This window comes from Nitrosococcus halophilus Nc 4, from assembly GCF_000024725.1.
Taxonomy (GTDB): Bacteria; Pseudomonadota; Gammaproteobacteria; order Nitrosococcales; family Nitrosococcaceae; genus Nitrosococcus; species Nitrosococcus halophilus.
The window spans coordinates 171,645-195,964 of record NC_013960.1 but is presented as its reverse complement, the minus strand read 5'-3'; the positions used below and the strand labels follow the sequence as shown (position 1 = coordinate 195,964).

Sequence of the window (24,320 nt, the reverse complement as noted above, 5' to 3'; positions counted from 1 at the left end):
TGTTATTCTCCTGAATAAAGGATTTCGACCCGACGATTGAGCTGCCAAGCCCCTTCATCGTGGCCATCCACGGCTGGCCGCTCTTCACCATAGCTGACCACTTGAACTTGGTCTTCCGAAGCTCCCATCAAGAGAACCAAACGACGCACCGCATTGGCCCGGCGCTCACCCAGCGCTAAATTATACTCCCGGGAACCCCGCTCGTCGGTATGGCCTTCCAAAGTCAAGCTGACATCAGGATGCTTTGCCAGATAGTCGCCGTGGGCCTCCACAATGGGCCGGTCATCTTCTTGGATCTCACTGCTATCAAATTCAAAATAAATCACCCGGTTGGCCAAAGGGCTTGCAGGATCAGCCAAGGGATCTCCTTGATAGGCGGCCCCCTCGCCTATTCCCCAGGCGGTTGCCCCTTCACCTTCCAAGGCTTCACCCTCAGGATAGGCGGTCTCGCCAACACCTGTACCCCGTTCCTCCACGACGACACCGGTGGGCTCGCCCTGGGTGGCAGGACCTCCAGCACATCCTGCCAGCCCGTAAACCGATGCCAGCAGAAAAAAAAAGGGAATGACTAGACGCATCGCTAGAACTCCTTAAAAATTTTATTTTTTTAGTTCAAGGTGACCAGGCTGGCTCCCGGACTTCATCGCCTTTCTGGGCCAAACGTTGGCGAACCCGCCCGTCGGTAGAGACGGCGGCTAATGCCCCTCCCTGGGGCCCTGAAGTGGCATAAAGGATCATCCGGCCATTAGGGGCAAAGCTTGGAGATTCATCCATCCGAGTCTCGGTCAAGACTTGCAAGTCTTTGCTCGCTAAATCCAATACAGCAATATGAAATTGTCCCTTATCTCCATGAACGAGCGCCAACCGCTGGCCATCCGGCGCAAACGAGGCGGAAGCATTATAAGTCCCGTCAAAGGTCAAGCGCTGCGCCTGCCCACCCGAAGCGGAAATCTGATAAAGTTGTGGCCGCCCGCCACGATCTGAGGTGAAGACAATACTCCGCCCATCGGGGGCCCAGGTGGGCTCGGTATCAATGCTGGCGTTGCGGGTCAGGCGGGTCAGCCTGCGGGTTGCCAGATCCAGAATATAGATCTCCGGATTACCCTCCTTGGATAGAACCAGTGCCAACTTGCGCCCATCCGGGGACCAATCGGGGGCGCTGTTGATCCCAGGGAATGAAGCGACCGACTGCCGCCGGCCGGTCCGTAATTCCTGAACAATGACCTCCGAACGCTTTCGCTCGAAGGACACATAAGCGAGCTTAGTCCCATCAGGAGACCATACGGGTGACATAATGGGTTCCTTCGATTGCAAGATGGTGTGGGGATTATGGCCATCCACATCAGCCACTTGGAGGGAATACTCTTTAGCCCCATCAACCGCCTTGGAAACCGTGACAAAGGCAATGCGGGTGGTAAAGGCCCCTTTTTCACCCGTCAGGGTCTCGTAGATCAAATCCGCAATCTGGTGGGCCAAATGACGCAGCCCCGTCGCCGGAACCTGGTAGCGGCGTCCCACCAATTGCTCTGCCTTATAAATATCAAAAAGCTGAAAGCGCACTCCATAACGATCCGCCCCCAAATGAGTGACCTCACCGATCACCAAACCTTCCGATCCTAGCCGCCGCCAATCATGGAATTCGATTTCAGAGGCGCGATGGGGGCGGGAGAGCAGATCCTTTTCCGGCAACGGGGCAAAACGCCCGCTGCGGGCTAAATCAGCGGCCACAACGGCAGCCACATCTTCAGGCGGAATACCGCCCTGGCTCCCGAAGGGAACAATCGCAATAGGTAAGGCTGCCTCGGTACCGCCGGTGATTTCAATAGTGAGCACCGCCGAAACATTTTGTGTCGGCACGAGCAGTATCCACAGCCACAAAATCTTAGACCAAACTTTCATGCCCATTTAGCTACCGGAAGTAAATTTAAAGTTAAAGCTAGGCAGCAACTTTGCCGCTGCCGCCCGGTCAGGCGGTACCGGCAAAGGCGCGGCTTTATAAACAGCGGCCTCCGCCGAGCGGTCGAAGGCTCGGTCGCCGCTGGTTTTAACCACTTTCACATTGCGCACCTCACCATCGGGTAACATTTCCACCTGTAGCACAACCTCTAGATTATCGCGGGCACTAGGAGGACGAGTCCAATAGCGCCCCACCCGTTGTTGTATTTGAGTCTCAAAGCGGTTGAGGGCAGCCTCAACTTGAGCGGCATTTTGCTCCGCCTCGATACGGGCCTGAAGCTCCTGCTGGCGGCGTTTTTCCTCCGCCTTGCGGCGGGCCGCCGCTGCCGCTTTTTTACGCTCTTCCTCCGCTTTTCGCCTCGCTTCCTCGGCCCGGCGCCGCTCTTCTTCCAAGCGCCGTTTCTCGGCCTCAGCCCGGCGCTTTTCCTCCTCAGCGCGCTTCCGTTCCGCTTCTGCCTTACGGCGAGCTTCTTCTTTCTTGGCTTTCCTTTCCGCCTCCAAGCGTTTGAGCCGCGCTTGCTCCTGCCGCCGTTTTTGTTCCAATTCCTGCTGTTTTTTTGCCTCTTGCCTGGCCTGCTCCGCCATGGCCTGTTGCTTGGCCGCTTCCCGCTTTTGCGCTTCGGCTTGCTGGCGGGCTAATGCAGCTTGTTCCGCCCGCCGCTGCTCCGCCAACAACTTCTCCCGCTCCACCACCGTGGCCTGCACAATCTCCATGGACCGAGTATCCACCGGCTCGGGTTTAGGAGTCCAACCAAAGCTAAGAACGATCACCCCGAACAAGAGTCCATGGACCAGGAGAGCCAGTAAAAAGGCAGCCAGCGGCGGGCGTGACTTCCCCATGGGCAATATTAACCGGGTTCCCGCCGGGTTGGCGTTTCTGTAATCAACCCGATATGGGGAGCCCCCGCCTGCTGTAACAGGGCCATCACTCGCACCACGGCGCCATAAGGAACCTCCCGGTCCCCCCCCACGAGAACCGGGGTATGGGGTTTACGGCGCAGGACGGCAGCCACCTTGGTTAAAAGCTCATCGGCCGTTATCGGTTGGTGCGACGCTTTGCCCATATTGAGATAGTAGCGCCCTTGGGCATCCACGTTGACTAGCAAAGGGTCCTGATCCTGGGGCAGCTTTGCCGGTTTAGCGTTTGCCTGGGGCAGATCCACTTTGACTCCCTGGGTCAGCATGGGCGCCGTAATCATGAAGATCACCAATAACACCAACATCACATCAATATAGGGCACCACATTGATTTCCGATAGAGGCCGACGCCGCTTGCGTTGCTGAGAAGCATACATTGAACTGACCTAAGCAAGGTGAAGTTGGCGCTGAAGAATAGTCGAAAATTCTTCCAAAAAAGTGTCATAGCGGTTAATCAAGCGCTCCACTTCATGGATATAACGATTGTAAGCAATGACCGCTGGAATGGCGGCAAACAGCCCCATGGCCGTAGCGATAAGGGCCTCGGCGATCCCTGGCGCCACCATGGCTAAAGTGGCTTGGTGGGCATTTCCCAAAGCCCGGAAGGAATTCATGATTCCCCACACCGTACCAAACAAGCCGATATAGGGACTGGTAGAGCCCGCAGTGGCCAAAAAAGGTAACGCGGCCTCCAAAGTATCGATTTCCCGCGCCAGGGAGACCCGCATAGCCCGCTGCGTTCCATCCAACACGGCCCGGTGCTCCGCGTTGGTCTGTTTACGTAGGCGCACGAACTCCCTGAAACCTGAAAAAAAAATACCCTCCATGCCATGAAGCGGGATTTCTCGCGCCGCCAACTCAGCATAGAGGCTATTGAGTTCTTTGCCCGACCAAAAACGATCTTCGAACTCATCAGCCGCCTCCTTGGCCCCTTTAAGCTCACTTCGTTTGCGGAAGATAAGGGTCCAAGCGATCACAGAAATCACCAGCAATATCAGCATCACTAGCTGCACTAAAAAGCTGGCTCCCGTGACGAGTTCAAAAAGAGAAAGATCAACAGCCACCAGTAATCTCCGCAAGTATCAGTTTAGGTATAGGACGGGGGCGAAAGGTTTGGGCATCTAGGCAGGCCACCTTGACCTCAGCCTGGCAGAGCGCGGATTCCTCTCCCCGCTGCACCGTCTGGGAAAAAGTCAAACTGGCCTTTCTGCACTGCAGGAGATGAGTATGCACCTTTAGCCAATCATTAAAACGCCCTGGCCGCAGGTAATCCAAACGCAAGGAACGCACCGCGAACAACAGTCCCTGTTCCTTGAGCAAAGCATCCTGCTCAAAGCCCTGACTACGCAACCACTCGGTGCGGGCCCGTTCCATAAACTTGAGATAATTGGCATGATAAACCACACCACCGCTGTCCGTGTCCTCATAGTAGACACGCATTGGCAATACAAACTCATTCATTGAAGAAAAGATCTGGGGTTTCTTGCTGTACTGCCTCCGCAGCCGGCTCCAAACCAAAATGAAGATAGGTATGACGGGTCGCCATTCGGCCTCGCGGCGTACGCATCACAAATCCCTGTTGGATTAAAAATGGCTCTATCACATCTTCGATAGTGCCCCGCTCTTCACTAATGGCAGCGGCCAAACTATCGACCCCCACCGGCCCGCCATCAAATTTTTCAATCATCGCTAGCAGCAGCTTGCGGTCCATGGTATCAAAACCGTTGCTATCCACATCTAGCAGGTCCAAGGCTTTTTTCGCCACCTCATGGGTAACCCGGCCGTCTCCCTTCACCTCGGCGTAATCCCGCACCCGCCGCAGCAGGCGGTTGGCAATCCGTGGTGTCCCCCGAGAGCGGCGGGCCACTTCCAACGCGCCCCCTGCTTCCATGACCATGCCAAGAATACGGGCCGTACGTTCCACAATCAAGACCAAATGCTCGACGTCATAGAATTCCAGGCGTTGGACGATACCAAAGCGATCCCGTAAAGGAGAGGTCAGCAATCCAGCCCGGGTGGTGGCCCCCACCAAGGTGAAGGGCACCAAATCCAATTTAATGGAGCGTGCCGCCGGACCTTCACCAATCATAATATCGATCTGGCGATCTTCCATGGCAGGATAGAGCACTTCTTCCACCACGGGGCTCAAGCGATGAATTTCATCGATAAAAAGCACATCCCGTGGCTCTAGGTTAGTTAGCAGAGCAGCCAAGTCGCCAGGACGCTCCAATACCGGCCCGGAGGTCTGGCGCAGATTGACCCCCAATTCATTGGCAACGATATGGGAAAGGGTGGTCTTACCCAATCCTGGAGGCCCAAAAATGAGCACATGATCAAGAGCCTCTCCCCGAGCCCGAGCGGCGGGAATAAAAACTTCCATCTGCTCCTGCACCTGAGGTTGTCCCACATAATCAGCCAATTTGGCAGGGCGCAGGGAAGGTTCAACGACGGCTTCATCACTGGCCCCTTGGGGGGAAACCAAGCCCCGACTTAGAGTCATGATTTCAGCATCCTCTGTAGGGCCTGACGGATGATCTCTTCAGTTGCCAGTCCTTCGGTATTCAGTTGGCGCACCATTCGGCTAGCGTCCTGGGATTTATAGCCTAGGGCCACCAAGGCACTGACCGCATCGGAGGTTGGCACCTGGCCAGAGCCCACCCGAGGGAGTACGCCGGCCATCTCCTCCCTGGGCCCATCGAAGAGCCGATCCCGCATCTCCACAATGAGGCGCTCTGCCGTTTTCTTACCCACACCAGGCAACCGGGTCAGACTCGCCGTATCTCCTTCCTGAACACAGCGGGTGAAAGATTCGACCTCAATTCCGGAAAGAATAGCCAATCCCAATTTAGCCCCCACCCCATTGACCCGAATAAGATTGCGGAACAGTTCGCGCTCCTTTTCACTGGCAAAAGCATAGAGCAAATGGGCATCATCCCGCACCACCAAATGAGTGTATAGGATTACTTCAGCGCCCCTATCAGGAAGCACATAAAAAGTGGACATGGGCGCTTCTAGCTCATAACCCACGCCCTGCACCTCTAGTAGCAAAAAGGGGGCCCGTTTTTCCAACAAAACACCCCGCAGGCGCCCAATCATCGGTAATAGCGTCCCCGCCGCCGGCCTCTCACCTGCCCAGCCAAGCCAGCCAACAGGGGACCCGCATGACCATGGCAGAGAGCGCAGGCTAGAGCATCGGCGGCATCCGTCACCGGCTCAGAAGGCAGTTTAAGCAATAACCGTATCATATATTGAACTTGAGACTTGGCGGCATCACCCCGGCCCACGACCGCCTGTTTCACCTGGGAGGGCGTATATTCGAAAACCGGGAGGACTACATTCATAGCCGCGCAGATAGCCGCGCCCCGGGCATGCCCTAGCTTCAGGGCAGCCCCTGGATTTTGGTGCATAAAAACTTGCTCCACTGCCACTTCATCAGGATGATAGTCCTCGATGATCGCGGTGATTCCCTTGAATATCCGCCCCAGCCGTTCCGCTAGTTCCCCATTCCCCGCCTGAATACAGCCAGCAGTGATATAGGCCGCCTCCTTGCCATTGGTTTCAATCAACCCATAGCCGGTGATACGAGACCCGGGATCGATACCAAGGATTCGCACCATAAACAGACTAGAGTATTCTCTGAAAAAGAAAAATTTCGCTAGGCGGTAACATCCGTCTTTCCCGCCTAATCGCCCTACTTTGCAATGGCCAGGTCCTCACCTTACTCCAGTTGGGCCAGAGTCTCCTCGGAAAAGTCAGCGTTGCTGTAGACTTGTTGGACATCATCCAGATCTTCCAAGGTCTCCAGAAAAGTCAACATTTTCTTGACATCCTCTAACTCCAAGGACACGATGGTGGAAGCATGTTGAGTCACATCCGCCTGGGCCGGCTTTAGATCAGCCTCCTCTAAGGCCTTCTTGACAGCCGAAAACTCCTCCGGCTCGGTGAACACGTCTATTGAACCATCCTCGTTAGTCACCACGTCTTCGGCGCCCGCTTCAATCGCCACCTCCATGATGGCCTCCTCATCGCTCCCTTTAGGATAGCTAATAATGCCTTTTTTACTGAATAAATAGGCGACTGACCCATCTGTGCCTAGATTTCCGCCCCATTTACTAAAGACGTGACGAACCTCGGCCACGGTACGGTTCCGATTATCGGTCATACAGTCTACCATTACCGCTACCCCATGGGGGCCATACCCTTCATAGCGGATCTCTTCGTAGGCCACGCCTTCCATATCGCCAGTGCCCCGCTTGATAGCCCGCTCAATATTATCCTTGGGCATATTGGCGGCCAACGCTTTGTCAATGGCAATGCGCAAGCGGGGACTTGTGGCCGGATCGCCCCCCTCCAGGCGGGCTGCCACCGTAATCTCGCGAATAAGCTTGGTAAAGAGTTTGCCACGCTTGGCATCTTGGGCACCCTTGCGGTACTGAATATTGGCCCATTTACTATGTCCTGCCATAGCTCTCCTTTCGTTTAATCAATCAGCAATCTCAATCGGATACCAGGGTTAACCACTCCGGATGGGTTTCTCGACGGCCATGGACCTGATCGAAATACAGAGTCTGGAGACGCTCCGTAATGGGTCCTCGGGCCCCATTACCAATCTTTCGGCCATCCAACTCGCGGATGGGGGTGACTTCCGCCGCCGTCCCGGTAAAGAAAGCTTCATCCGCCACATAGACCTCATCCCGGGTGATCCGTTTCTCGCACAGAGGCACTCCAATCTCCCGAGCCAACTGATAAATGGTGTCCCGGGTGACTCCCTCCAGGGCGGAAGTAAGATCCGGGGTATAGAGCACCCCGTTGCGGGCAATGAAGATATTTTCCCCGCTGCCTTCGGTGACATACCCTTCCGAATCCAGCAATAACGCCTCATCGCAGCCGGCAGCCAGGGCCTCTTGCAGAGCCAGCATGGAATTCATGTAATTGCCGTTGGCCTTGGCCTTGCACATGGTGATGTTCACATGGTGCCGGGTATAGGAGGAAGTCTTCACCCGGATTCCCCTTTCCATATTCTCAGCGCCAAGATAGGCTCCCCAGGGCCAGGCTGCGACCATCACATGGACCCGGAGGTTGTCGGCTCGCAACCCCATACCTTCGGAACCGTAAAAGCACATGGGACGGAGGTAAGCGGTGTCTAAACCGTTCTCTCGCACCACCAGGCGCTGGACCTGATTCAAGGTTTCCCGGTCATAGGGAATGACCATATTGAGGATATGGGCGGAGCGGAATAAACGGTCGGTATGCTCCTGCAACCGAAAAATAGCGGTACCTTGAGTGGCCTTGTAAGCACGCACCCCCTCAAAAACGCCCATTCCATAGTGTAAGGTGTGGGTTAATACGTGGACCCGGGCTTCGCGCCAGGGCACCAGTTCGCCGTCTAACCAGATGACGCCGTCGCGGTCATCCATAGTGCTCATTTCATTTGGTCTCCTTCACTTACCTGGTTATTCATTTAGGAGTCATTAGGCAGCCTCATCCTCTAGCAGCGCAGACCACACCCCCTGGACGGCGGTACGCTCCTGGCGAAATTGCTCATCCTCCACTAGGGCCTTCTGCTCCTGTAAGGTGAGTCGATTAGCTGCTGCCCGATAGGCGCGATAGGCATCTGCTAGCTGCAGGCTTTCTGCTGGCGCCATCAACCCAGCCTGGGCAAAGCCTTCCAGAATCCGAATATTATCCGGGTACTCTAGCAGTTGTGGGTAAGCATGGGCCCAGGCAAGTACGCCATATTGGACCATAAATTCTATATCGGCGATACCACCCTTGCCCTGCTTAAGGTCAAACCAGCCCGGTCGACTCCAGTCCAATTGGTTCCGCATCTTGGTCCGCATACCGCGAACCTCCTCCCGTAGTGTTGCCAGATCCCGCTGGCGCCCCAAGATCTCCCGTCGCATAGCGGCAAAGGCAGCGCCGAGTCTTTCATCGCCCGCCACGAAGCGGGCCCGAACCAGGGCTTGATGCTCCCAAGTCCAAGCTTGAGTGCGCTGGTAATCACTATAGGCCTCCAGGCTGCTGACCAGCAGCCCCGAAGCCCCGCTGGGACGCAGGCGAGTATCCACTTCATAGAGTTTTCCGGAGGGAGTCAGAGTCTGCAACATGTGGATCAAACGCTGACCCAAACGGCTATAAAAGACAATGGGATCCAAGGTTTTTTCCCCTTCGGTGGGGGGATCACTGGATTGGGCGGCATGGAGGAAAACCAGGTCCAGATCGGAACCATAGCCCAGCTCATATCCTCCCAACTTACCATAGCCAATGACAGCAAAGCCGTACTCTCCTGCTTGCTCTCCGCTGCTACGTTGAGGCCGGCCATGGCGGTGGGTCAAGTGCTGCCAACTAAGCTCCAGGGCCTTTTTTAGGATCACCTCCGCCAAATGAGTTAAGTGATCGCCCACTTTCATCAGGGGCAAAACCCCGGTCACATCGGCAGCGGCCACCCGCAACGTCTGGCGCTGGCAAAAGTGGCGAAGCAACTCCATCTGTTGCTCTAAATCATCCCCGGGAACCGCTCCCAATGATCGCCCCAAATCCTTGACCAAGGACTCATAGTCCGGCACGCGATACAAGGAACGGGGATCCAGCAACTCATCCAACAGCAAGGGGTAGCGGGTAAGCTGGCGCGCAATCAGGGGGCTGGCCGCGCAGAGCTTAACAAGCTGGGATAAAGCCATGGGATGTTCCGCCAGCAAAGCTAAGTAAGCGGTGCGTTGCGCCACGGTCTCCAGCAAGGTCACCACTCGCTGCAGGCACTGCTCTGGTTGCTCGGTACGGCCAACCGCTCCCAGCAACAAGGGCATCAACTGATCCAAACGAGCTCGGGCCTGAGCGCTGAGAGCCCGCACCGTATAGGACTGACGCAAGTAGGCCAGGATCTGTGCCACTTCTTCCGGGGAATGATAGCCCGCCGCCTTTAAGGTTGCGAGGACCGACTCCGTTGGACCACTCCCTGACCAGACCTCAGCCAACCCCTTTTCCCGCGTCATCTGGCCAGCCGTGTCCATATGGGGCGCGGCGAATAACTGTTCAAAATGCCCTTGGACCCGACGCCGGTGATCGTCGAGCTTACTGGCAAAGGTTTCCCAGTCTCCATAGCCCATGGCAAAGGCCAGGCAGGCACGCCTTTCCGCCGAGGTTGGCAGAGTATGGGTTTGTTCATCCCGATAAGCTTGCAGGCGATGCTCCACCCGCCGCAGAAACAGATAGGCGGCGCATAGTTCTTCTTTGACATAAAAGGGCAAGTGGCCCTTTTCCGCCAATAAGGCCAGCACCTGGAGGATGCCCCGCTCCTGAAGCACCGGTTCCCGCCCCCCTCGAATCAACTGAAAGGATTGCCCAATAAATTCGATCTCCCGAATCCCTCCAGGCCCCAGTTTGATATTCGCTTTAATCCCCTGCCGCCGCAGTTCCTGGGCAATCATCGCCTTCATGCTGCGTAAAGATTCAATGGCCCCAAAATCCAAATAGCGGCGATAAGTGAAAGGCCGCAACATGGCCATCAAACGGGCTCCGGCCTGGCGATCACCGGCCACCGTGCGGGCCTTGATCATGGCATACCGTTCCCAGTCACGACCCTGATTCTGGTAGTAGTTTTCCATGGCGTCGAAGTTCGCCACCAGTGGTCCCGAATCCCCATCGGGCCGTAGGCGCATGTCAACCCGAAAGACAAATCCCTCCGCCGTACGCTCTTCAAGGACCCGGATTAAGCGCCGCGCCAGACGAGTGAAATATTCTTCGTTGCTCAAGACCCGCCGGGCGCCGCGGGTCTCTCCCGACTCGGGATAAGCAAAAATGAGGTCGATATCCGAAGAGAGATTAAGTTCCCAAGCCCCCAGTTTCCCCATGCCCAACACCACCAAGGACTGGGGCTGACCCGAGACCGCGCCGTGAGGGGTTCCTAACTCCTCGCTTTGCCAGCGATGGAGAAAAGCCAAAGCACTGTCGAGGCACGCCTCGGCTAGCTGGGAGAGCTCCCCCAGGACTTCCTCAAGGCTGGCCCAACCCGCCAAATCACGCCAAATAATACGCACCATCTCGCGGCGACGAAAACGCCGCAAAGCAACCATCAGCGCCGCTTCACTATCCAGCTCATCAAGCTGCCGTTCCAGAGTCTTGGCGTAGTCGTTAGGTTCGTAGGGACGAAAAAGATCGCCACTTTCTTGCAACCCTAGCAACAAAGAAGGGTCACAAATACAGGCGCTTGCCACAAATTCACTGGCGGCCCAGACAGGGCAAAGGGTCCCTATCGTCTTCTCTTTGAAGACCGTTTCCAACCCACCCTGCCCTAGCGCTTCCTGAAAGCGGGCCAGATCGTTTTGAATCCGCCCCTGGAGAAGGGGGGGGAGTTTGTGGATATTGGCTTGCCAGTCCATGCTTATTGCCAAGGATGCAATAAAATAACTTCAAGCTTACTTAGCCCGACCGGAGCAGGACAAGAACAGCTTATTTCACTCTTGCTAATGGCCAATCTTACCCACGTGCTTCCAACCTTTCCGAGCATCTGCGGTACTGGCGATAAGTATGGTTAATACAATTGTTAGGCTTAATCTGACTTCTTATAAGGCACAAGCACCTCCTTTAGCATAGGAAAGTGCTTGCGATTCAGGGTAACAACTTTGGCCTGACATAGCTCGGCTGTGGCAGCAATAAAAGCGTCCGCAAGACCAGTCCCGTGGCTCTTACCATAATCCCGACGATAAAGGCCTCCCTTCTCAGCAATAGGCCGATCGAGGGGTACCACTTCAAAAGCCCCCAGGAAGGCACTAAGAGTGGTACGCTCCCGCCCTTCACGCACACCCGCAAATAGCTCCGTTACCGTAATGACTGAGATCAACAACACCTCCGCACAGCCTTCCAAATAGCTGACAGCCACTGGTACCCCACGAAGATAGTCAATTAGCACATCGGTATCGAGCAATAGCCGTTGCGCCATTACTCGAATTCCAAAGTAGATCGATCGAACTCGCGCCGTAAAGCAGCAAAATCAGGGAGATCGGTACGATTCTGCCAAAGGCCGCGAGCTTGCTGTAGCAGCAAACGGCGATCAGTTTGTTCAGCTTGCGCGATGAACCTGTCAATAGCCTCGCGGATCAGCTCACTTTGGGTACGACCCGTACGGCGTGCAAGAACCCGTAGGGCCTGCTGCTCGATCTCTGTTAAGTAGATCTGAGTGCGAACCATCTATAATCTCCTCCATCGATGCAACGATGTATAAATACAATGTATAGATAATAGGCACTCAGCACAAGCCTCAAGAAGGCCTAACGCCGAAGATCACTGGCCGCGAATGTAGTGTCGATATTTCGAGGTAGAACTTCGCCCTCACGCGCCCACTCGTCCCGGATGGGCCACCCCTCAGATGGGGTTTCTGCTCGTCGCCCCGCAGTTTTGCATTGGCCTTCCTCCAGCCAACATCTCGCCATGTTAACCTTGCCCTTCTGCTAACCTTCGGATTTGCAAACACCTGCTATCAAGACTTTCACCTGACAAGTTCTGTGCCATACCCAGCACACATGGTTCAAATCAGCCGCTGGCGTAGCCGGTCAGCTGCATTTGATTGTTGGACGAAGCCGCTACGCGGCAGAAAAGCCTCAATGCCCGATTAAATCTAAAATGTAACCTCACGCCCTCCATATGAGGGATCATTCAAGCACGAATCATGAGGTTACAATGCAATGACAGCATCATCCGAGGCGAATTTCAAGCGCCACTACCAGACCCATCTCAAGCACCTCAAGCTCAAGGGGCTACAGCCGAAGACCATCGAAGCCTATGCGCGGGCAATCCGCCGCATCGGGGTTTACTTTGACCATCAGATCGAGGATCTGTCCGAGCAGCAGTTGACGGACTATTTCACCGATTTGCTGGAGTCGCATTCGTGGAGCGCCGTCAAGCTCGATCTGTACGGGCTAAAGTTCTTCTACACCCACGTGCTGCACAGACCCTGGGTGAACGTGGATCTGATCAAGCCGCCGAAGGCCCAACGCCTGCCCGATATCGTCACCCTCGAAGAAGCCCAGCGCCTGTTCAGCGCGACCCTAACACTCAGTTACCGGGTGTTCTATTTCACCCTCTATAGTCTGGGCCTGCGCCTGGGGGAAGGACTGCGTCTTGAGGTGGGCGATATCGATGCGCACCGTCAGCGCGTCCATATCCGCGATGCCAAAGGCCACAAAGACCGTTTTGTTCCTCTGCCGGAGGCAACGCTCGATCTGTTACGCCGTTTCTGGCGGGTGCACCGCAATCCGGTGCTATTGTTTCCGAATCGTCACGGCGGCTTGAAGGCGGCTCATCGCGCCACCACTCCGCTCGATCGTGGCGGCGTGCAGACCACCCTACGCCAGGTGGTGGCCGATTGTGGAATAAAAAAAAGATCACTCCCCACAGTCTGCGCCACAGCTATGCCACCCATCTGATCGAAGCCGGCGTTGACCTGCTCGAAGTCCAGAAAATCCTCGGTCATCACTCCCTCCTGACCACCGCCAAATACACTCATCTGACCTCCCATACCAACCAGAAGGCAAAGCAGCTCATCGATGCGCTGATGAACGGCTTTTCTCTTGATTGGAGGAAAGTCAAATGATCCTGCTCTCATCGATTATCCACACTTTCGAGGCCGAGTTCTTGGCGCAATATCAGGTTTCGATCCTGCCTTCCCATCGCCAGGCACTGGCCGCCATGAAAGACTGTCGTACTTCATCCAGTCCTCAACTGTTAGCGCAATGCGCTGAGTGTGATAATCAGCTCTGGGTGCCGCATTCCTGCGGCCATCGCCACTGTCCGCACTGCCAGCACCATGAAAGCCAGCAATGGCTAGAACGTCAGCTTCAAAAACAAGTCCCCGCCGAGTATTTTCTAGTGACCTTCACCTTACCTGAGGAACTCAAGCCGCTGGCTTGGCAGCATCAGCGCACGATCCATGACTTAATGACGCGCTGTAGCTGGGAGACCGTGCGCACATTTAGTCAGAACGACCCGCAGCTTCAGGGCACGCCGGGCGCCCCATTACGGTCCTGCACACGCATACCCGGCGTCTCGACTACCACCCGCATGTGCATTTGGTGATGCCCGCTGCGGCCGTTGACGAAGAAAAAAAGCAGTGGCGGACCAAAGGGGGTAAAAAACGCAAGAACCCCTCCGGCTATCTGTTCAACCACCAGGCGCTGGCCACGGTCTTTCGCGCCAAACTGCTCGACGCCATTCGCCAGGCGGGACTGGAACTGCCCGTCAGCTATCCCGACACCTGGGTCGTAGACGTCAAGTCGGTCGGTACCGGTGAGAAGGCGCTGATCTATCTCGGTCGCTATCTCTATAAAGGTGTGATCCAGGAAAAAGATATCATCGCCTGCGAAAATAGCCAGGTCACCTTTCGCTACCAGAATAGTAAAACCCAACAAATCGAATACCGAACCGTCCCCGGCCCCCGGTTCCTGTGGCTGTTCCTCCAGCATGTGTTGCCCAAGGGCTTTCGACGCGCTCGTAACTTCGGCTTTTTACACGCCAATAGTAAACGTCTGATCGCCTTGCTTCAGGCTTTGCTGGGCTTCGACCCGAGCCGAGCGTTGGCTTGGGTCAAACAACGTCCAAAACTCACCTGCCGTTGCTGCGGCGCGGTGATGAACATCGTGCGAACGCGGATACGACCTGTGTTCCCGGTCCTCGCATAATGAAGCAGCGGATGAGTAGAACTCATAATTATACCTATATAGCAAATAGGCACTCACGAGGAACGCCGCCTTGGCGCCATGGACACGGCCAGTAGGTCACTCCAAAGGATAAAATTATAATCGCCCCCTTGACCTTCCAGTGACTGGAAGGTGGATAGTAATATCCATTCAATCAGAACTTACGCAAAAAGCCCGGAGTTTTCATATCCATGAAGGCGGAAACGGCAATCCAGGTCACTTCAGTTAATCAAAGAACGCCATTCATTTATGAAGGTTGCAAATGAAAAATTATATAAAATGGGTATAAGCCTATGTTAGAAATATCAAACTTAGACTCGGTTCAACAGTCCCCTCCTAGGGAGATCCTGACAGGGGCGGTCCAAACATTGGCTTTGCCCATCAAAGGCATGACCTGCGCCACCTGCTCAACCCGGTTAGAGCGGGTGCTCAACAAAGTCCCCGGAGTGGTGAAATCCCAGGTAAACCTGGCCTCGGAACAGGCCAATATCGCCTTTGATCCGCAACAGGCCTCCCCCGAGCAATTCTACCAGGCCATTACTCAAGCGGGCTTTACAGTGCCCACCGCAGGGATGGAATTTCGCATCGGAGGAATGACCTGCGCAGCCTGTTCAGCCCGGCTTGAAAAGGTGTTCTCACGGCTCCCTGGAGTCAGCAAGGCAACCGTTAATCTGGCTACAGAGCGGGCGGTGGTCACAGCCCCTTCAGGAGTGCTTAGTCCTGCTACCATCATTGCCGCTGCCCAGCGGGCTGGCTTCACCGCCGAACCCCTCTCCAGCCTGGCAGAACGGCGCGCCCAAGAAGAGGCTGAGTCCACCGCCCGGGAGCGGCACGAAGGAAGGCAATTGCTGCTGGCAGCCCTGCTCACCCTGCCCTTAGCCCTGCCCATGCTGCTTATGCCCTTCGGCATCCATCTCGGCTTACCCGCCGAAACCCAACTCTTATTGGCCACGCCGGTCCAATTTTGGATTGGCAAACGCTTTTATGTGGGGGCCTACAAATCCTTGCGGGGCGGGGCCGGCAATATGGATGTGCTGGTTGCCCTCGGGACCTCCGCCGCTTGGGGGTTAAGCACTTGGAATACCCTCCTACCCGGCACCGGTCATCACCTATACTTTGAGGCCTCGGCCATGGTGGTGACCCTGGTCCTGCTGGGTAAATGGCTAGAAGGGCGGGCAAAGCGGAGCGCGGCCTCGGCCATCCACGCCCTAATGGCGCTCCGGCCAGCAACCGCACGGATAGAGCGGGAAGGAAAAGTGGTTGAAGTTCCCGCCGAGCAGGTGGCTGAAGGCGACATCGTCCTGGTACGACCGGGAGAGCGAATGCCTATTGACGGCCTTATTCTAGATGGCCGCAGCCAACTGGATGAGTCTCTTATCACCGGTGAGAGCCTGCCGGTGAGCCGGGGAGAAGGGGAAACGGTTACCGGGGGCTCAGTGAACGGAGAAGGCTTATTGCGTATCCGCGCCACCACCGTCGGGGCTGAATCGACCCTGGCGCGCATCATCCGCCTGGTGGAAGATGCCCAAGCCAGCAAGGCCCCGGTCCAAAAACTAGTCGACCAGGTGGCGAATATTTTCGTTCCGGTCGTGGTGACGTTGGCCTTTCTGACCTTTGCCGGCTGGTGGTTATTAGATGGCGCTGCCGATACCGCCTTTAAAGCAGCCGTCTCAGTACTGGTCATCGCCTGTCCCTGTGCCCTAGGCCTAGCGACTCCTACCGCCTTGATGGTGGGAACCGGCGCCGCCGCTCGCCATGGCATTCTAATCCGTGATGCGGTGGCCCTGGAACGGGCCCGGGACAGCGATACGGTGGTCTTTGACAAAACGGGAACGCTCACGGAAGGCCAACCGGCAGTCGCTGAGATACTCCCGATCAAAATCAGTGGCAAGGAATTGTTGCGGCTGGTGGCTTCCGCCCAACAGGGCAGCGAACACCCCCTGGCCAAGGCGGTACTGACTAAGGCCCAGGACCTCCCCCTGAGCCCGCCTCAAAATTTCCGCAGTCTTCCCGGGCGCGGTCTGTGCACCCAAGTGGAGGAGCGAAACCTGCTCGTGGGCAACCTTCGGCTGATGCGGGAAAATCAGGTGGATCTCACGCCCCTGACAGCCCAAGCTCAAGCATTGGAAGAAAGCGGCCATACCCTGATGTGGGTGGCAGAAATGGACTCAGCGCCCCAGCTACTCGGTGTTTTAGCTGTCACCGATCCCATCAAAAGTGTCACCCCCCAAGCGGTAGCCGCATTAGGGGCACAGGGTCTGACCACGGTGATGCTGACTGGGGATAACCCCCGCGCCGCTAAATCAGTGGCCGATAAAGTGGGTATCGACCATGTCATTGCCGAAGTATTACCTGAAGACAAAGCAACGCAGATCCAGGCGTTACGCGCTGAAGGCCGTCATGTGGCCATGATTGGCGATGGCGTCAATGATGCCCCAGCCTTGGCCGCGGCAGACGTGGGAATGGCCATGGGCACGGGCACCGATGTGGCCATGGAAGCGGCGGGGATCACCCTCATGCGCGGCGATCCCACCTTAGTGGCGGAGGCCTTGTCTATTTCTCGGGCCACCTACCGCAAGATTCGCCAGAATCTTTTCTGGGCTTTTATTTACAATGTGGTGGCCATTCCACTGGCAGCCTCGGGACTGTTGAACCCGGTGGTGGCAGGGGCAGCGATGGCCATGTCCTCGGTGAGCGTGGTTTCCAATTCCTTGCTTTTGCGACGCTGGCGTCCAGGAACCCAACTTAAATAAGCCGTTTTACTATTGAAAGCAAATGATGACTGAAAGGAGAGCAACAATGGAAAAAACCTACAAAGTGGAAGGCATGACCTGCGGGGGCTGTGCCCAATCCGTGGAAAAGGCGATTAAAGGAATAGCCCCTGCCGCAACCGTCAAAGTGGATTTGGAAAATAAACAGGTTACCGTCACGGGAGTCGAGGACGATACCTTGGTCGCCCAAGCCGTGGAGGGCGCAGGGTTTGATTACGAAGGTTTGGTCTCACCTTGACCGATGAGGGTGGCTCCAATGATCAACATCAGCAAAGCTTCCAGTCAATCGGGGGTACCGGCTAAAACGATACGTTATTACGAAGACATTGGCTTAGTTTCTTCTCAGCGGGCGAGCAATGGCTATCGTTGCTACGACCAGGAGACCGTCCGCACCCTCCAGTTTGTCAAGCGTGCCCGCAGTCTTGGCTTCAGTATTGAGGAATGCCGCAATTTACTGTCTCTCTATAAAGACCAAAACCGCGCCAGCGCCGAAGTCAAACGACTGACCAAGCAACGGGTTGCGGATATTGATACCAAAATCGCCGAGCTAACCGCCATGCGCGCCACCCTGATCCAGCTCATGGAACGCTGCCATGGCGACCAACGGCCGAGTTGCCCCATCCTAGAGGATCTTGCCCAACCCGGCACCTTCCCCTCTTGATAACACCGTAGCAGGGCTCATGGCCAGCGAGGTAACCTAATACTAATCCCAGAAATTAACGCTCTTTTATCCCTTCTCCCCTGGCGGGAGAAGGTTAGGATGAGGGGGGGTTATGGGATTGGTATAAGTTCTAGATAAGCGAGGGGTGTCTCTGGTGGTTAATGCTATAAAAAAGCCCCGATCTTTAAGATCGGGGCTTTTTTCTCAATCCTAGAGAGTGGGTCTGGGCCCTTTACATCATGCCCATATCGCCCATGCCGCCCATACCCGGCATACCACCACCGGCCGGTACTGGCTCCTCTTCCTTCGGCGCTTCGGCAATCATGGCTTCGGTCGTGATCATGAGACCTGCTATACTGGCCGCATTTTGCAAGGCCGTCCGGGAGACCTTAGTCGGATCCAAAATGCCCATGGCAATCATATCGCCAAATTCACCCGTCGCCGCATTGTAACCGTAGTTACCTTCTCCTTCTTTAACCTGGTTGACGATGACAGAAGCTTCTGCACCGGCATTGGTCACAATCTGACGGAGGGGCTCTTCCATAGCCCGACGGGCAATATTGATGCCCACATCTTGGTCATGGTTAGCGCCCTTAAGGTCCTGAATGCCTTGCAAAGCCCGGATTAAGGCCACCCCACCACCGGGGACGACCCCCTCTTCCACCGCAGCACGGGTGGCATGCAGCGCATCTTCAACCCGGGCCTTTTTCTCCTTCATTTCCATTTCGGTGGCAGCACCCACTTTAATGACGGCCACCCCACCAGCGAGCTTGGCCACTCGCTCCTGGAGCTTCTCTTTGTCATAATCGGAGGTGGCTTCTTCCATCTGAACGCGGATTTGCTCCACCCGAGCCTTGATGTCCTCAGCGCTGCCCGCCCCATCCACAATGGTGGTATTTTCCTTGTTGACGCTCACCTTCTTGGCCCGTCCCAAATCATCCAAGGTGGCCTTCTCCAGAGAAAGTCCCACTTCCTCGGAGATCACGGTACCGCCCGTCAGCACGGCAATATCTTCCAGCATCGCTTTACGGCGATCCCCAAAGCCCGGCGCCTTGACCGCGCAAACCTTGACGATGCCCCGAATGGTGTTGACCACCAGGGTCGCCAGGGCTTCGCCTTCCACATCCTCAGAAATGACCAACAACGGCTTGCCGGCTTTGGCCACGTTCTCCAGCACCGGTAGCAGCTCGCGGATATTGGAAATCTTTTTATCGTGGATGAGGATATAGGGGTCATCCAACTCCGCCGCCATGGTCTGCTGGTCGGTAATGAAATAGGGCGAGAGATAACCCCGGTCGAACTGCATTCCCTCAACTACTTCCAGCTCATTCTCTAGGCCAGAACCTTCCTCGACCGTAATCACGCCTTCCTTGCCGACTTTCTCCATGGCCTCGGCAATGATCTTACCCACACTTTCTTCCGCGTTAGCCGAGATAGTCCCCACCTGACCAATGGCCTTGCTATCTTCACAGGGCTTGGACAGCTTTTTCAGCGCTCCAACCGCGCTAACGACGGCCTTGTCGATGCCCCGCTTAAGGTCCATGGGATTCATGCCGGCGGCCACCGCCTTCATCCCCTCGCGCAGGATACTCTGGGCCAATACGGTTGCCGTTGTCGTCCCGTCACCGGCCTCATCGGAAGTCTGAGAAGCCACTTCCTTGACCATCTGGGCGCCCATGTTTTCGAACTTATCCTTAAGCTCAATCTCTTTGGCCACACTGACCCCGTCCTTAGTAATGGTGGGCGCACCAAAGCTTTTCTCCAACACCACATTGCGGCCCCGGGGACCCAAAGTCACGCGCACCGCTTCGGCCAAAATGTTCACACCATGGATCATGCGATGACGCGCATCTTCGCTAAACCTTACGTCTTTAGCTGCCATACTGTTTTCCTCTGTTACTGAATTTGCTTATTGCTTCAAGACCTTGTCGCGTTGCCAGCCGCGTCCTAACCCTCGAGCACTGCCATGATGTCATCTTCACGCATCACTAGCAGATCTTCGTCTTCGACCTTAACCTCGGTGCCGGAATATTTGCCAAATAGCACTTTATCCCCCACCTTCACGTCAAGGGCACGAACTTCTCCATTTTCAAGAGTCTTGCCATTGCCAACGGCAATGACTTCACCGCGGATAGGCTTTTCAGCCGCTGTGTCCGGAATCACAATACCGCCAGAGGAAGTTTTTTCTTCCTCCATACGACGAATGATAACGCGATCATGAAGTGGGCGAATCTTCATCAACTTCTCCTCGTTACTTTTGATGTTGATATAGGGAAATCTACGAATGCTTGTTATGGGGATGACCCCTCTGGGTTTCAAGGGCGGCACCAAAAAAATTATTAGCACTCACCCCTAGTGAGTGCTAATAATAGCAACATCGCAATGCGAGTCAACAGGGAATCCCCCGTGAACTTGTAAAGAAATTAAGAATTACAGGAGGTTAGCGATGGCAGAAGGTAGAACGGTAGGCTAGAGCGCTTTACTCATCTTCACGTTTGGCACGACCTTCAATGACACGAGGCCGCTGGCGGTGGCTTGAGTCATCGGGTCCTTGGCGATATACCGTCACTTCGAACTCCTCACGTTGTAGGGCACGCTTTACGGCCCAGAGCACGAAGGCCTGACGAAGACTAGGGATGAGCCCCAAAAAGCCCAAGGTATCAGTAAAAAAACCTGGGGTCAGGAGAAAAATCCCGCAAGTCAGCAGGACAGCACCTTCTAGCATCTCCAACGCCGGGACCTCGCCGCGGGCCATGGTCGTCTGAACCCGGCTCAAGGTAGAGAAGCCTTGCTGACGCAATAACGCCGCGCCCACCACCGCCGTGAAAATACATAGAAACACAGTCCAACCAGGACCGATGGCACTGCCAACGCGGATCAGGAAATAGATCTCAATAAGAGGAAAGGTAAGAAAAAGAAAAAAAAGTAAGCGAAACATTCGTAACCGGAATTCTCAGCAGTTCATCATCAGTATACGCGACCTAATTTCTAATGTCGCCTTGACTTATGGTCGCTAAATCGTTTTAATGGCGACCGAAACGTATTATTATAGACGGTTTTCAAGGCCAGGTAGCTCAGTCGGTAGAGCAGGGGACTGAAAATCCCCGTGTCGGCAGTTCGATTCTGTCCCTGGCCACCATGTAAAATCAGCGGCTTATTCAATAATGCGGGACCGCTGTTTTTTTATGTAAGCAGTAAGTAAGCGCCAGACGAAAGATAAGCCACTCCCCTACGCTCAGGGGCTAACTGAAACAAGCCGTGGAACTATTCCGGCAAAAATTCCGAATCTAACACCTGCGCCCAGGTCCACCCGGTTTGCTCGAATGTGGCGGGAAAAGTGTCTTTGTCTAGTTCCGTCTCTGCTACAGCATCGAGTACCGCGCTTTCGTAGGCCTCTATGCCTATCTGTGCAAAATGTTGCTTAAGGCTGGGGTTATCGCGAAGGAGCCGGGCTACTCTGAGCCGTTGATTGCTGATAGTTGCCGCCCAACTCCGGCCCCTTCGATCCGGTTGATGCTTCCATTTAAGCAAATGCATCAGTAGCACGGTTAAACGGCTCTCAAGCGCCCGGCGTTCAGAACGGCCCATGTCTTCTAGTTCCTCAATCAAGTCATCCATGTTCACCTCGCTAAACTTCCCCTGGCGTAGTTTCTCAACGGTTTCTTGAGTCCAACCGTAAAAGTCCTTGTTGGGGTCAATCATTGTCTTCGCTCCCATGAAAACCCCGCCGGGGCGAACCGTGGCGGGATATTGGTTAGCGGCTGGTAAGGCACCCATGTCGCCCTACCGACCTAACCATAACCGACCGCCGGAGGGCCAGTCATGGTTACGTTCAAGCGTCGCACAAACGCCACAGGCAAAACAAGATTTACCGCCATTCACCAAACCAAAAACAGCGAGACTAGGACCGTACCGGTTAGAGGGGCTGCGCTAAGCATGCTCAGGACATGTGCAAAGGTGAGGTGCATGGATACCGATTTAAGTACCTCGGCAAAAATTTTGGGAGGAATGTGGTCATTTTCACGCCCCCTACAAGCCGACAAGTAGCGTGCGCTGTGCGCACGAAGAGGAGGGATGATACCAATTTCATGTAATTTTGCACTGTATATGTCTAATATAAACAAACACTTACAAGCTTAATAAATTGCATTCTTTTGTTAAATTGGTATGAGAGGCCAGGAAAACAAAACCCTCAAAAAGGGGATCGGCATCCTCCAGTCGCACCAAATCCAGCTCACTTCCTCCGAATGCCTCATTAATGACCCCATAACATTCCCAATATTTCTCAGATGGGCAGCCATATACGCCCACATCGATGTCACTATCCGGACCCGGTTCTAGCCGCCCTTTTGCGTGGGAACCGAACAGCACCACTAGACGCAGTCCCATTCGATTCTAAAAAAACCACACCCTCGAAGACCCAGAGCATCGCGCCACTCAAGAACGGCCAGCGATACACCGCCGAGCGCGACACCTGGCTAGGTCAACAGCTTCCACTCCCATACTCTACCATCCTCAGGATGGTCAAGCTCACCGACAGACACAAAGCCCAGCTTTTTTAGAATGCTGCTTGAGGCGTTATTCTCTGGAAGAGTTTGAGCCGTTATGGTCAATGAAGGTATTTGCGCTCGCGCGATTTGTATCAATTGTGATGACATGCGGGTGGCTATACCCCGGCCTTCATTATTAGGAAATGTGAAGTAAGCAATTTCTATTTCGTTGTTCTGTGGGGGTGTCTTGAATGCACATGTTCCCCACACACTTGCCCTCTTCAATGGCCAGATAGCCGATCCAAGGTGGCTTATAGCCAGTTTTTTTATACTGTTTTGCCGTTGAGTGCATGACTTCCATAGCGATTTCGGGAAAATCTTCAATGGCTCTCGCCGGTAGGCCTTGTTCCGTTATTTCAATCAGCTCCAATTTTTAACTCCGTGCATTGTTAGAGATCATAATGTGCAAACGCCCTGGAAACTTTTCCAGAGTCCCCAAAATGAAAGACTTCCGCTGAAATCCCTAACACCCCTTCATAAATTAACGTGATGCTGTTCACTCCCCGCAGAACGTGTATGAGTTCGAAATGAAGATCGGGAAACTTTTCGAAGGCACCTGACCAATATTCCCCTATCGCCTTCTTTCCTTTTAGCATGCCAGAGGCTTCTCCAGTAAGTTTTGCAATGGCAGGAGAAAACACCTCAAAATCATCTTCGTAATGGGAAAGAATACGCTCAAGATCATGAGCATTCCAAGCTCCTATCCATTCGTCGGCAAATGCTTCAGAAAATTGTTTGTCCATATTTTTTACCTCTAAAAAATGGGATCTTGATCTATGATTTTAACGGATATAGACTTCTATGAGCACTAATCAAGACTTGACCCTTAAACTTGACCCTTAAATATTAGGGCTAACTGAAACAAGCCATGGAACTATTCCGGCAAAAATTCCGGATTCAACACTTGCTCCCACGTCCAACCGGTTTGCTCGAATGTGGCGGGAAAAATGCTTTCATCTAAGCCGGTTTTACGCGCCGCGATGATTACCGCGCTTTCATAGGCTTCTACGCAAATTCCAAAAAATTGTGGCTTAAGACTTGGGTTATCACGGATAACTCGGCTTACTCTTACCCGTTGTTCTTTAATAGTGAGCGCCCAACTCCGGCCACGGCGATTCGGTTGATACCGCCACTTGAGCAAATACACCAATAGCACGGTTAAACGGTTTTCAAGCTCCCGGCGTTCACTTTTCCCCATGTCTTCTATTTCTTCTATCAGGTGTTCAATGTTGATCTCGCTGAATTTCCCCTGGCGTAGCTTCTCAACGGTTTCTTGAGTCCAACCGTAATAATCTTTGTTGGGGTCAATCATCGTCCTTAACTCCAGTGGAAACTCCACCCGAGTGGACTCAGGCGGAGTATGGGGTTAGTGGTTAAGTTTCTGCCGCTCTAGTGAATTATTCCGGAGCTCTTCGTCCAACCAGAATACTTCATTAACCCTACCATGCACAGTGGCCAAACCCTTAATATCCTCAACTGCGGGATCATTTGAATGCTGCTAACCTGGTCCCTTAAATCCAGCTCACCCCTTCCGAGTGCTTCAGCAATGACCCCATAATATTCCCAATATTTTCGGGTGGGCAGCCATATACGACCACATCAGAATCTATTCCACCAAGGCACAAGTCCGAGCAGCCAAGCTCACCAGCAGCCACAAAGCCCAACTTTTTTAGAATGCTGCTTGAAGCGTTATTCTCCGGAAGAGTTTGAGCTGTTATGGTCAATGAAGGTATTTGCGCTCGCGCGATTTATATCATCGGCAAACGTCGTAGAA

26 protein-coding genes, 1 tRNA gene and 2 pseudogenes are annotated in these 24,320 nt (G+C 54.5%); 6 read left to right on the top strand and 23 right to left on the bottom strand.

All coding sequences use genetic code 11. The annotated features are described in order from the left end of the window. Positions 1 to 2 precede the first annotated feature (2 nt). The 14 genes from pal to NHAL_RS00855 form a co-directional block, all read right to left on the bottom strand. Positions 3 to 578 carry a peptidoglycan-associated lipoprotein Pal gene (gene pal / locus NHAL_RS00920; protein WP_013031290.1) on the bottom strand — a complete coding sequence of 192 codons (576 nt, stop codon included), beginning with the start codon at positions 576 to 578 and terminating at the stop codon, positions 3 to 5. A 34-nt stretch (positions 579 to 612) separates the two neighbouring features. Then, a complete protein-coding gene (gene tolB / locus NHAL_RS00915) occupies positions 613 to 1,899 on the bottom strand; it encodes a Tol-Pal system beta propeller repeat protein TolB (RefSeq protein ID WP_157862453.1) in 1,287 nt (428 codons plus the stop codon). Between the two features lie 6 nt (positions 1,900 to 1,905). Then, on the bottom strand, positions 1,906 to 2,796 hold the full coding sequence (tolA, locus tag NHAL_RS00910; RefSeq protein ID WP_013031288.1) for a cell envelope integrity protein TolA: 891 nt from the start codon (positions 2,794 to 2,796) through the stop codon (positions 1,906 to 1,908). 8 nt (positions 2,797 to 2,804) lie between these two features. Beyond that, positions 2,805 to 3,251 carry a protein TolR gene (gene tolR, locus NHAL_RS00905; protein ID WP_013031287.1) on the bottom strand — a complete coding sequence of 149 codons (447 nt, stop codon included), beginning with the start codon at positions 3,249 to 3,251 and terminating at the stop codon, positions 2,805 to 2,807. Between the two features lie 9 nt (positions 3,252 to 3,260). Beyond that, complete coding sequence (gene tolQ / locus NHAL_RS00900) at positions 3,261 to 3,938, bottom strand: protein TolQ (RefSeq protein ID WP_013031286.1); 678 nt, start codon at positions 3,936 to 3,938, stop codon at positions 3,261 to 3,263. Then, positions 3,928 to 4,335 carry a tol-pal system-associated acyl-CoA thioesterase gene (ybgC, locus tag NHAL_RS00895; RefSeq protein WP_013031285.1) on the bottom strand — a complete coding sequence of 136 codons (408 nt, stop codon included), beginning with the start codon at positions 4,333 to 4,335 and terminating at the stop codon, positions 3,928 to 3,930. Before ybgC ends, tolQ begins: the two co-directional genes overlap by 11 nt. Then, positions 4,328 to 5,374, bottom strand: a complete 1,047-nt coding sequence (ruvB, locus tag NHAL_RS00890; RefSeq protein WP_013031284.1) for a Holliday junction branch migration DNA helicase RuvB — start codon at positions 5,372 to 5,374, stop codon at positions 4,328 to 4,330. The genes ybgC and ruvB overlap by 8 nt, the downstream gene beginning before the upstream one ends. Continuing rightward, a complete protein-coding gene (gene ruvA, locus NHAL_RS00885; RefSeq protein WP_013031283.1) occupies positions 5,371 to 5,970 on the bottom strand; it encodes a Holliday junction branch migration protein RuvA in 600 nt (199 codons plus the stop codon). Before ruvA ends, ruvB begins: the two co-directional genes overlap by 4 nt. Then, a complete protein-coding gene (ruvC, locus tag NHAL_RS00880; RefSeq protein WP_013031282.1) occupies positions 5,967 to 6,491 on the bottom strand; it encodes a crossover junction endodeoxyribonuclease RuvC in 525 nt (174 codons plus the stop codon). The genes ruvA and ruvC overlap by 4 nt, the downstream gene beginning before the upstream one ends. Positions 6,492 to 6,592: 101 nt before the next feature. After that, the gene (locus NHAL_RS00875; protein WP_013031281.1) at positions 6,593 to 7,339 is read right to left on the bottom strand and encodes a YebC/PmpR family DNA-binding transcriptional regulator; all 747 of its coding nucleotides are present in this window, start codon (positions 7,337 to 7,339) and stop codon (positions 6,593 to 6,595) included. A gap of 31 nt (positions 7,340 to 7,370) precedes the next feature. After that, positions 7,371 to 8,300 carry a branched-chain amino acid transaminase gene (locus NHAL_RS00870; RefSeq protein WP_013031280.1) on the bottom strand — a complete coding sequence of 310 codons (930 nt, stop codon included), beginning with the start codon at positions 8,298 to 8,300 and terminating at the stop codon, positions 7,371 to 7,373. 45 nt (positions 8,301 to 8,345) lie between these two features. Beyond that, on the bottom strand, positions 8,346 to 11,252 hold the full coding sequence (gene glnE / locus NHAL_RS00865; protein ID WP_013031279.1) for a bifunctional [glutamate--ammonia ligase]-adenylyl-L-tyrosine phosphorylase/[glutamate--ammonia-ligase] adenylyltransferase: 2,907 nt from the start codon (positions 11,250 to 11,252) through the stop codon (positions 8,346 to 8,348). Between the two features lie 170 nt (positions 11,253 to 11,422). After that, complete coding sequence (locus NHAL_RS00860) at positions 11,423 to 11,812, bottom strand: type II toxin-antitoxin system VapC family toxin (RefSeq protein WP_013031278.1); 390 nt, start codon at positions 11,810 to 11,812, stop codon at positions 11,423 to 11,425. Then, a complete protein-coding gene (locus NHAL_RS00855) occupies positions 11,812 to 12,060 on the bottom strand; it encodes a ribbon-helix-helix domain-containing protein (RefSeq protein WP_013031277.1) in 249 nt (82 codons plus the stop codon). Before NHAL_RS00855 ends, NHAL_RS00860 begins: the two co-directional genes overlap by 1 nt. A gap of 494 nt (positions 12,061 to 12,554) precedes the next feature. Between NHAL_RS00855 and NHAL_RS00850 the strand changes: the two are divergent. The 5 genes and pseudogenes from NHAL_RS00850 to cueR all read left to right on the top strand — a co-directional run bounded on the left by NHAL_RS00850 (position 12,555) and on the right by cueR (position 17,996). After that, a pseudogene (locus tag NHAL_RS00850) lies at positions 12,555 to 13,462 on the top strand (tyrosine-type recombinase/integrase). Next, positions 13,459 to 14,546, top strand: a pseudogene (locus NHAL_RS00845) (IS91 family transposase). The pseudogenes NHAL_RS00850 and NHAL_RS00845 overlap by 4 nt, the downstream one beginning before the upstream one ends. A 311-nt stretch (positions 14,547 to 14,857) precedes the next feature. Then, positions 14,858 to 17,317 (top strand): heavy metal translocating P-type ATPase, encoded by a 2,460-nt coding sequence (locus NHAL_RS00840; RefSeq protein ID WP_013031276.1) that lies wholly within the window; start codon positions 14,858 to 14,860, stop codon positions 17,315 to 17,317. Positions 17,318 to 17,363: 46 nt separating this feature from the next. Next, on the top strand, positions 17,364 to 17,573 hold the full coding sequence (locus NHAL_RS00835; protein WP_013031275.1) for a heavy-metal-associated domain-containing protein: 210 nt from the start codon (positions 17,364 to 17,366) through the stop codon (positions 17,571 to 17,573). Between the two features lie 18 nt (positions 17,574 to 17,591). Then, the gene (gene cueR / locus NHAL_RS00830; protein WP_013031274.1) at positions 17,592 to 17,996 is read left to right on the top strand and encodes a Cu(I)-responsive transcriptional regulator; all 405 of its coding nucleotides are present in this window, start codon (positions 17,592 to 17,594) and stop codon (positions 17,994 to 17,996) included. A gap of 232 nt (positions 17,997 to 18,228) precedes the next feature. On the opposite strand, the gene groL is transcribed toward cueR, so the two are convergent. From groL to NHAL_RS00815, 3 genes are all read right to left on the bottom strand, one after another. Then, positions 18,229 to 19,878 carry a chaperonin GroEL gene (gene groL / locus NHAL_RS00825; protein WP_013031273.1) on the bottom strand — a complete coding sequence of 550 codons (1,650 nt, stop codon included), beginning with the start codon at positions 19,876 to 19,878 and terminating at the stop codon, positions 18,229 to 18,231. A gap of 65 nt (positions 19,879 to 19,943) precedes the next feature. Further along, on the bottom strand, positions 19,944 to 20,234 hold the full coding sequence (gene groES / locus NHAL_RS00820) for a co-chaperone GroES (protein WP_013031272.1): 291 nt from the start codon (positions 20,232 to 20,234) through the stop codon (positions 19,944 to 19,946). Positions 20,235 to 20,475: 241 nt separating this feature from the next. Next, the gene (locus tag NHAL_RS00815) at positions 20,476 to 20,934 is read right to left on the bottom strand and encodes an FxsA family protein (protein WP_013031271.1); all 459 of its coding nucleotides are present in this window, start codon (positions 20,932 to 20,934) and stop codon (positions 20,476 to 20,478) included. A gap of 125 nt (positions 20,935 to 21,059) precedes the next feature. On the opposite strand from NHAL_RS00815, the gene NHAL_RS00810 reads away from it, so the two are divergent. Next, positions 21,060 to 21,135, top strand: a tRNA-Phe gene (locus tag NHAL_RS00810). A gap of 125 nt (positions 21,136 to 21,260) precedes the next feature. On the opposite strand, the gene NHAL_RS00805 is transcribed toward NHAL_RS00810, so the two are convergent. The 6 genes from NHAL_RS00805 to NHAL_RS00785 form a co-directional block, all read right to left on the bottom strand. Continuing rightward, complete coding sequence (locus tag NHAL_RS00805; protein ID WP_013031270.1) at positions 21,261 to 21,698, bottom strand: DUF29 domain-containing protein; 438 nt, start codon at positions 21,696 to 21,698, stop codon at positions 21,261 to 21,263. Between the two features lie 426 nt (positions 21,699 to 22,124). Next, on the bottom strand, positions 22,125 to 22,385 hold the full coding sequence (locus NHAL_RS00800; protein ID WP_041354518.1) for a nucleotidyltransferase family protein: 261 nt from the start codon (positions 22,383 to 22,385) through the stop codon (positions 22,125 to 22,127). An 89-nt stretch (positions 22,386 to 22,474) separates the two neighbouring features. After that, positions 22,475 to 22,756, bottom strand: a complete 282-nt coding sequence (locus tag NHAL_RS22375) for a GNAT family N-acetyltransferase (RefSeq protein ID WP_157862452.1) — start codon at positions 22,754 to 22,756, stop codon at positions 22,475 to 22,477. Next, positions 22,683 to 22,916: a hypothetical protein gene (locus NHAL_RS21365; RefSeq protein ID WP_041354516.1), complete on the bottom strand. Its 234-nt coding sequence runs from the start codon at positions 22,914 to 22,916 to the stop codon at positions 22,683 to 22,685. The genes NHAL_RS22375 and NHAL_RS21365 overlap by 74 nt, the downstream gene beginning before the upstream one ends. A gap of 19 nt (positions 22,917 to 22,935) precedes the next feature. Then, a complete protein-coding gene (locus tag NHAL_RS00790; protein ID WP_013031269.1) occupies positions 22,936 to 23,289 on the bottom strand; it encodes a nuclear transport factor 2 family protein in 354 nt (117 codons plus the stop codon). Between the two features lie 131 nt (positions 23,290 to 23,420). Next, positions 23,421 to 23,858, bottom strand: coding sequence for a DUF29 domain-containing protein (locus tag NHAL_RS00785; protein ID WP_013031268.1), 438 nt, complete (start codon positions 23,856 to 23,858; stop codon positions 23,421 to 23,423). Between the last annotated feature and the right edge of the window lie 462 nt (positions 23,859 to 24,320).

What these genes read in the sequence shown, in the direction of transcription:
- pal (WP_013031290.1), bottom strand. Translation starts at nt 578, where the DNA reads ATGCGTCTAGTCATTCCCTTTTTTTTTCTGCTGGCATCGGTTTACGGG.
- tolB (WP_157862453.1), bottom strand. Translation starts at nt 1,899, where the DNA reads ATGAAAGTTTGGTCTAAGATTTTGTGGCTGTGGATACTGCTCGTGCCG.
- tolA (WP_013031288.1), bottom strand. Translation starts at nt 2,796, where the DNA reads ATGGGGAAGTCACGCCCGCCGCTGGCTGCCTTTTTACTGGCTCTCCTG.
- tolR (WP_013031287.1), bottom strand. Translation starts at nt 3,251, where the DNA reads ATGTATGCTTCTCAGCAACGCAAGCGGCGTCGGCCTCTATCGGAAATC.
- ybgC (WP_013031285.1), bottom strand. Translation starts at nt 4,335, where the DNA reads ATGAATGAGTTTGTATTGCCAATGCGTGTCTACTATGAGGACACGGAC.
- ruvB (WP_013031284.1), bottom strand. Translation starts at nt 5,374, where the DNA reads ATGACTCTAAGTCGGGGCTTGGTTTCCCCCCAAGGGGCCAGTGATGAA.
- ruvA (WP_013031283.1), bottom strand. Translation starts at nt 5,970, where the DNA reads ATGATTGGGCGCCTGCGGGGTGTTTTGTTGGAAAAACGGGCCCCCTTT.
- ruvC (WP_013031282.1), bottom strand. Translation starts at nt 6,491, where the DNA reads ATGGTGCGAATCCTTGGTATCGATCCCGGGTCTCGTATCACCGGCTAT.
- NHAL_RS00875 (WP_013031281.1), bottom strand. Translation starts at nt 7,339, where the DNA reads ATGGCAGGACATAGTAAATGGGCCAATATTCAGTACCGCAAGGGTGCC.
- NHAL_RS00870 (WP_013031280.1), bottom strand. Translation starts at nt 8,300, where the DNA reads ATGAGCACTATGGATGACCGCGACGGCGTCATCTGGTTAGACGGCGAA.
- glnE (WP_013031279.1), bottom strand. Translation starts at nt 11,252, where the DNA reads ATGGACTGGCAAGCCAATATCCACAAACTCCCCCCCCTTCTCCAGGGG.
- NHAL_RS00860 (WP_013031278.1), bottom strand. Translation starts at nt 11,812, where the DNA reads ATGGCGCAACGGCTATTGCTCGATACCGATGTGCTAATTGACTATCTT.
- NHAL_RS00855 (WP_013031277.1), bottom strand. Translation starts at nt 12,060, where the DNA reads ATGGTTCGCACTCAGATCTACTTAACAGAGATCGAGCAGCAGGCCCTA.
- NHAL_RS00840 (WP_013031276.1), top strand. Translation starts at nt 14,858, where the DNA reads ATGTTAGAAATATCAAACTTAGACTCGGTTCAACAGTCCCCTCCTAGG.
- NHAL_RS00835 (WP_013031275.1), top strand. Translation starts at nt 17,364, where the DNA reads ATGGAAAAAACCTACAAAGTGGAAGGCATGACCTGCGGGGGCTGTGCC.
- cueR (WP_013031274.1), top strand. Translation starts at nt 17,592, where the DNA reads ATGATCAACATCAGCAAAGCTTCCAGTCAATCGGGGGTACCGGCTAAA.
- groL (WP_013031273.1), bottom strand. Translation starts at nt 19,878, where the DNA reads ATGGCAGCTAAAGACGTAAGGTTTAGCGAAGATGCGCGTCATCGCATG.
- groES (WP_013031272.1), bottom strand. Translation starts at nt 20,234, where the DNA reads ATGAAGATTCGCCCACTTCATGATCGCGTTATCATTCGTCGTATGGAG.
- NHAL_RS00815 (WP_013031271.1), bottom strand. Translation starts at nt 20,934, where the DNA reads ATGTTTCGCTTACTTTTTTTTCTTTTTCTTACCTTTCCTCTTATTGAG.
- NHAL_RS00805 (WP_013031270.1), bottom strand. Translation starts at nt 21,698, where the DNA reads ATGATTGACCCCAACAAGGACTTTTACGGTTGGACTCAAGAAACCGTT.
- NHAL_RS00800 (WP_041354518.1), bottom strand. Translation starts at nt 22,385, where the DNA reads ATGGGACTGCGTCTAGTGGTGCTGTTCGGTTCCCACGCAAAAGGGCGG.
- NHAL_RS00790 (WP_013031269.1), bottom strand. Translation starts at nt 23,289, where the DNA reads ATGGACAAACAATTTTCTGAAGCATTTGCCGACGAATGGATAGGAGCT.
- NHAL_RS00785 (WP_013031268.1), bottom strand. Translation starts at nt 23,858, where the DNA reads ATGATTGACCCCAACAAAGATTATTACGGTTGGACTCAAGAAACCGTT.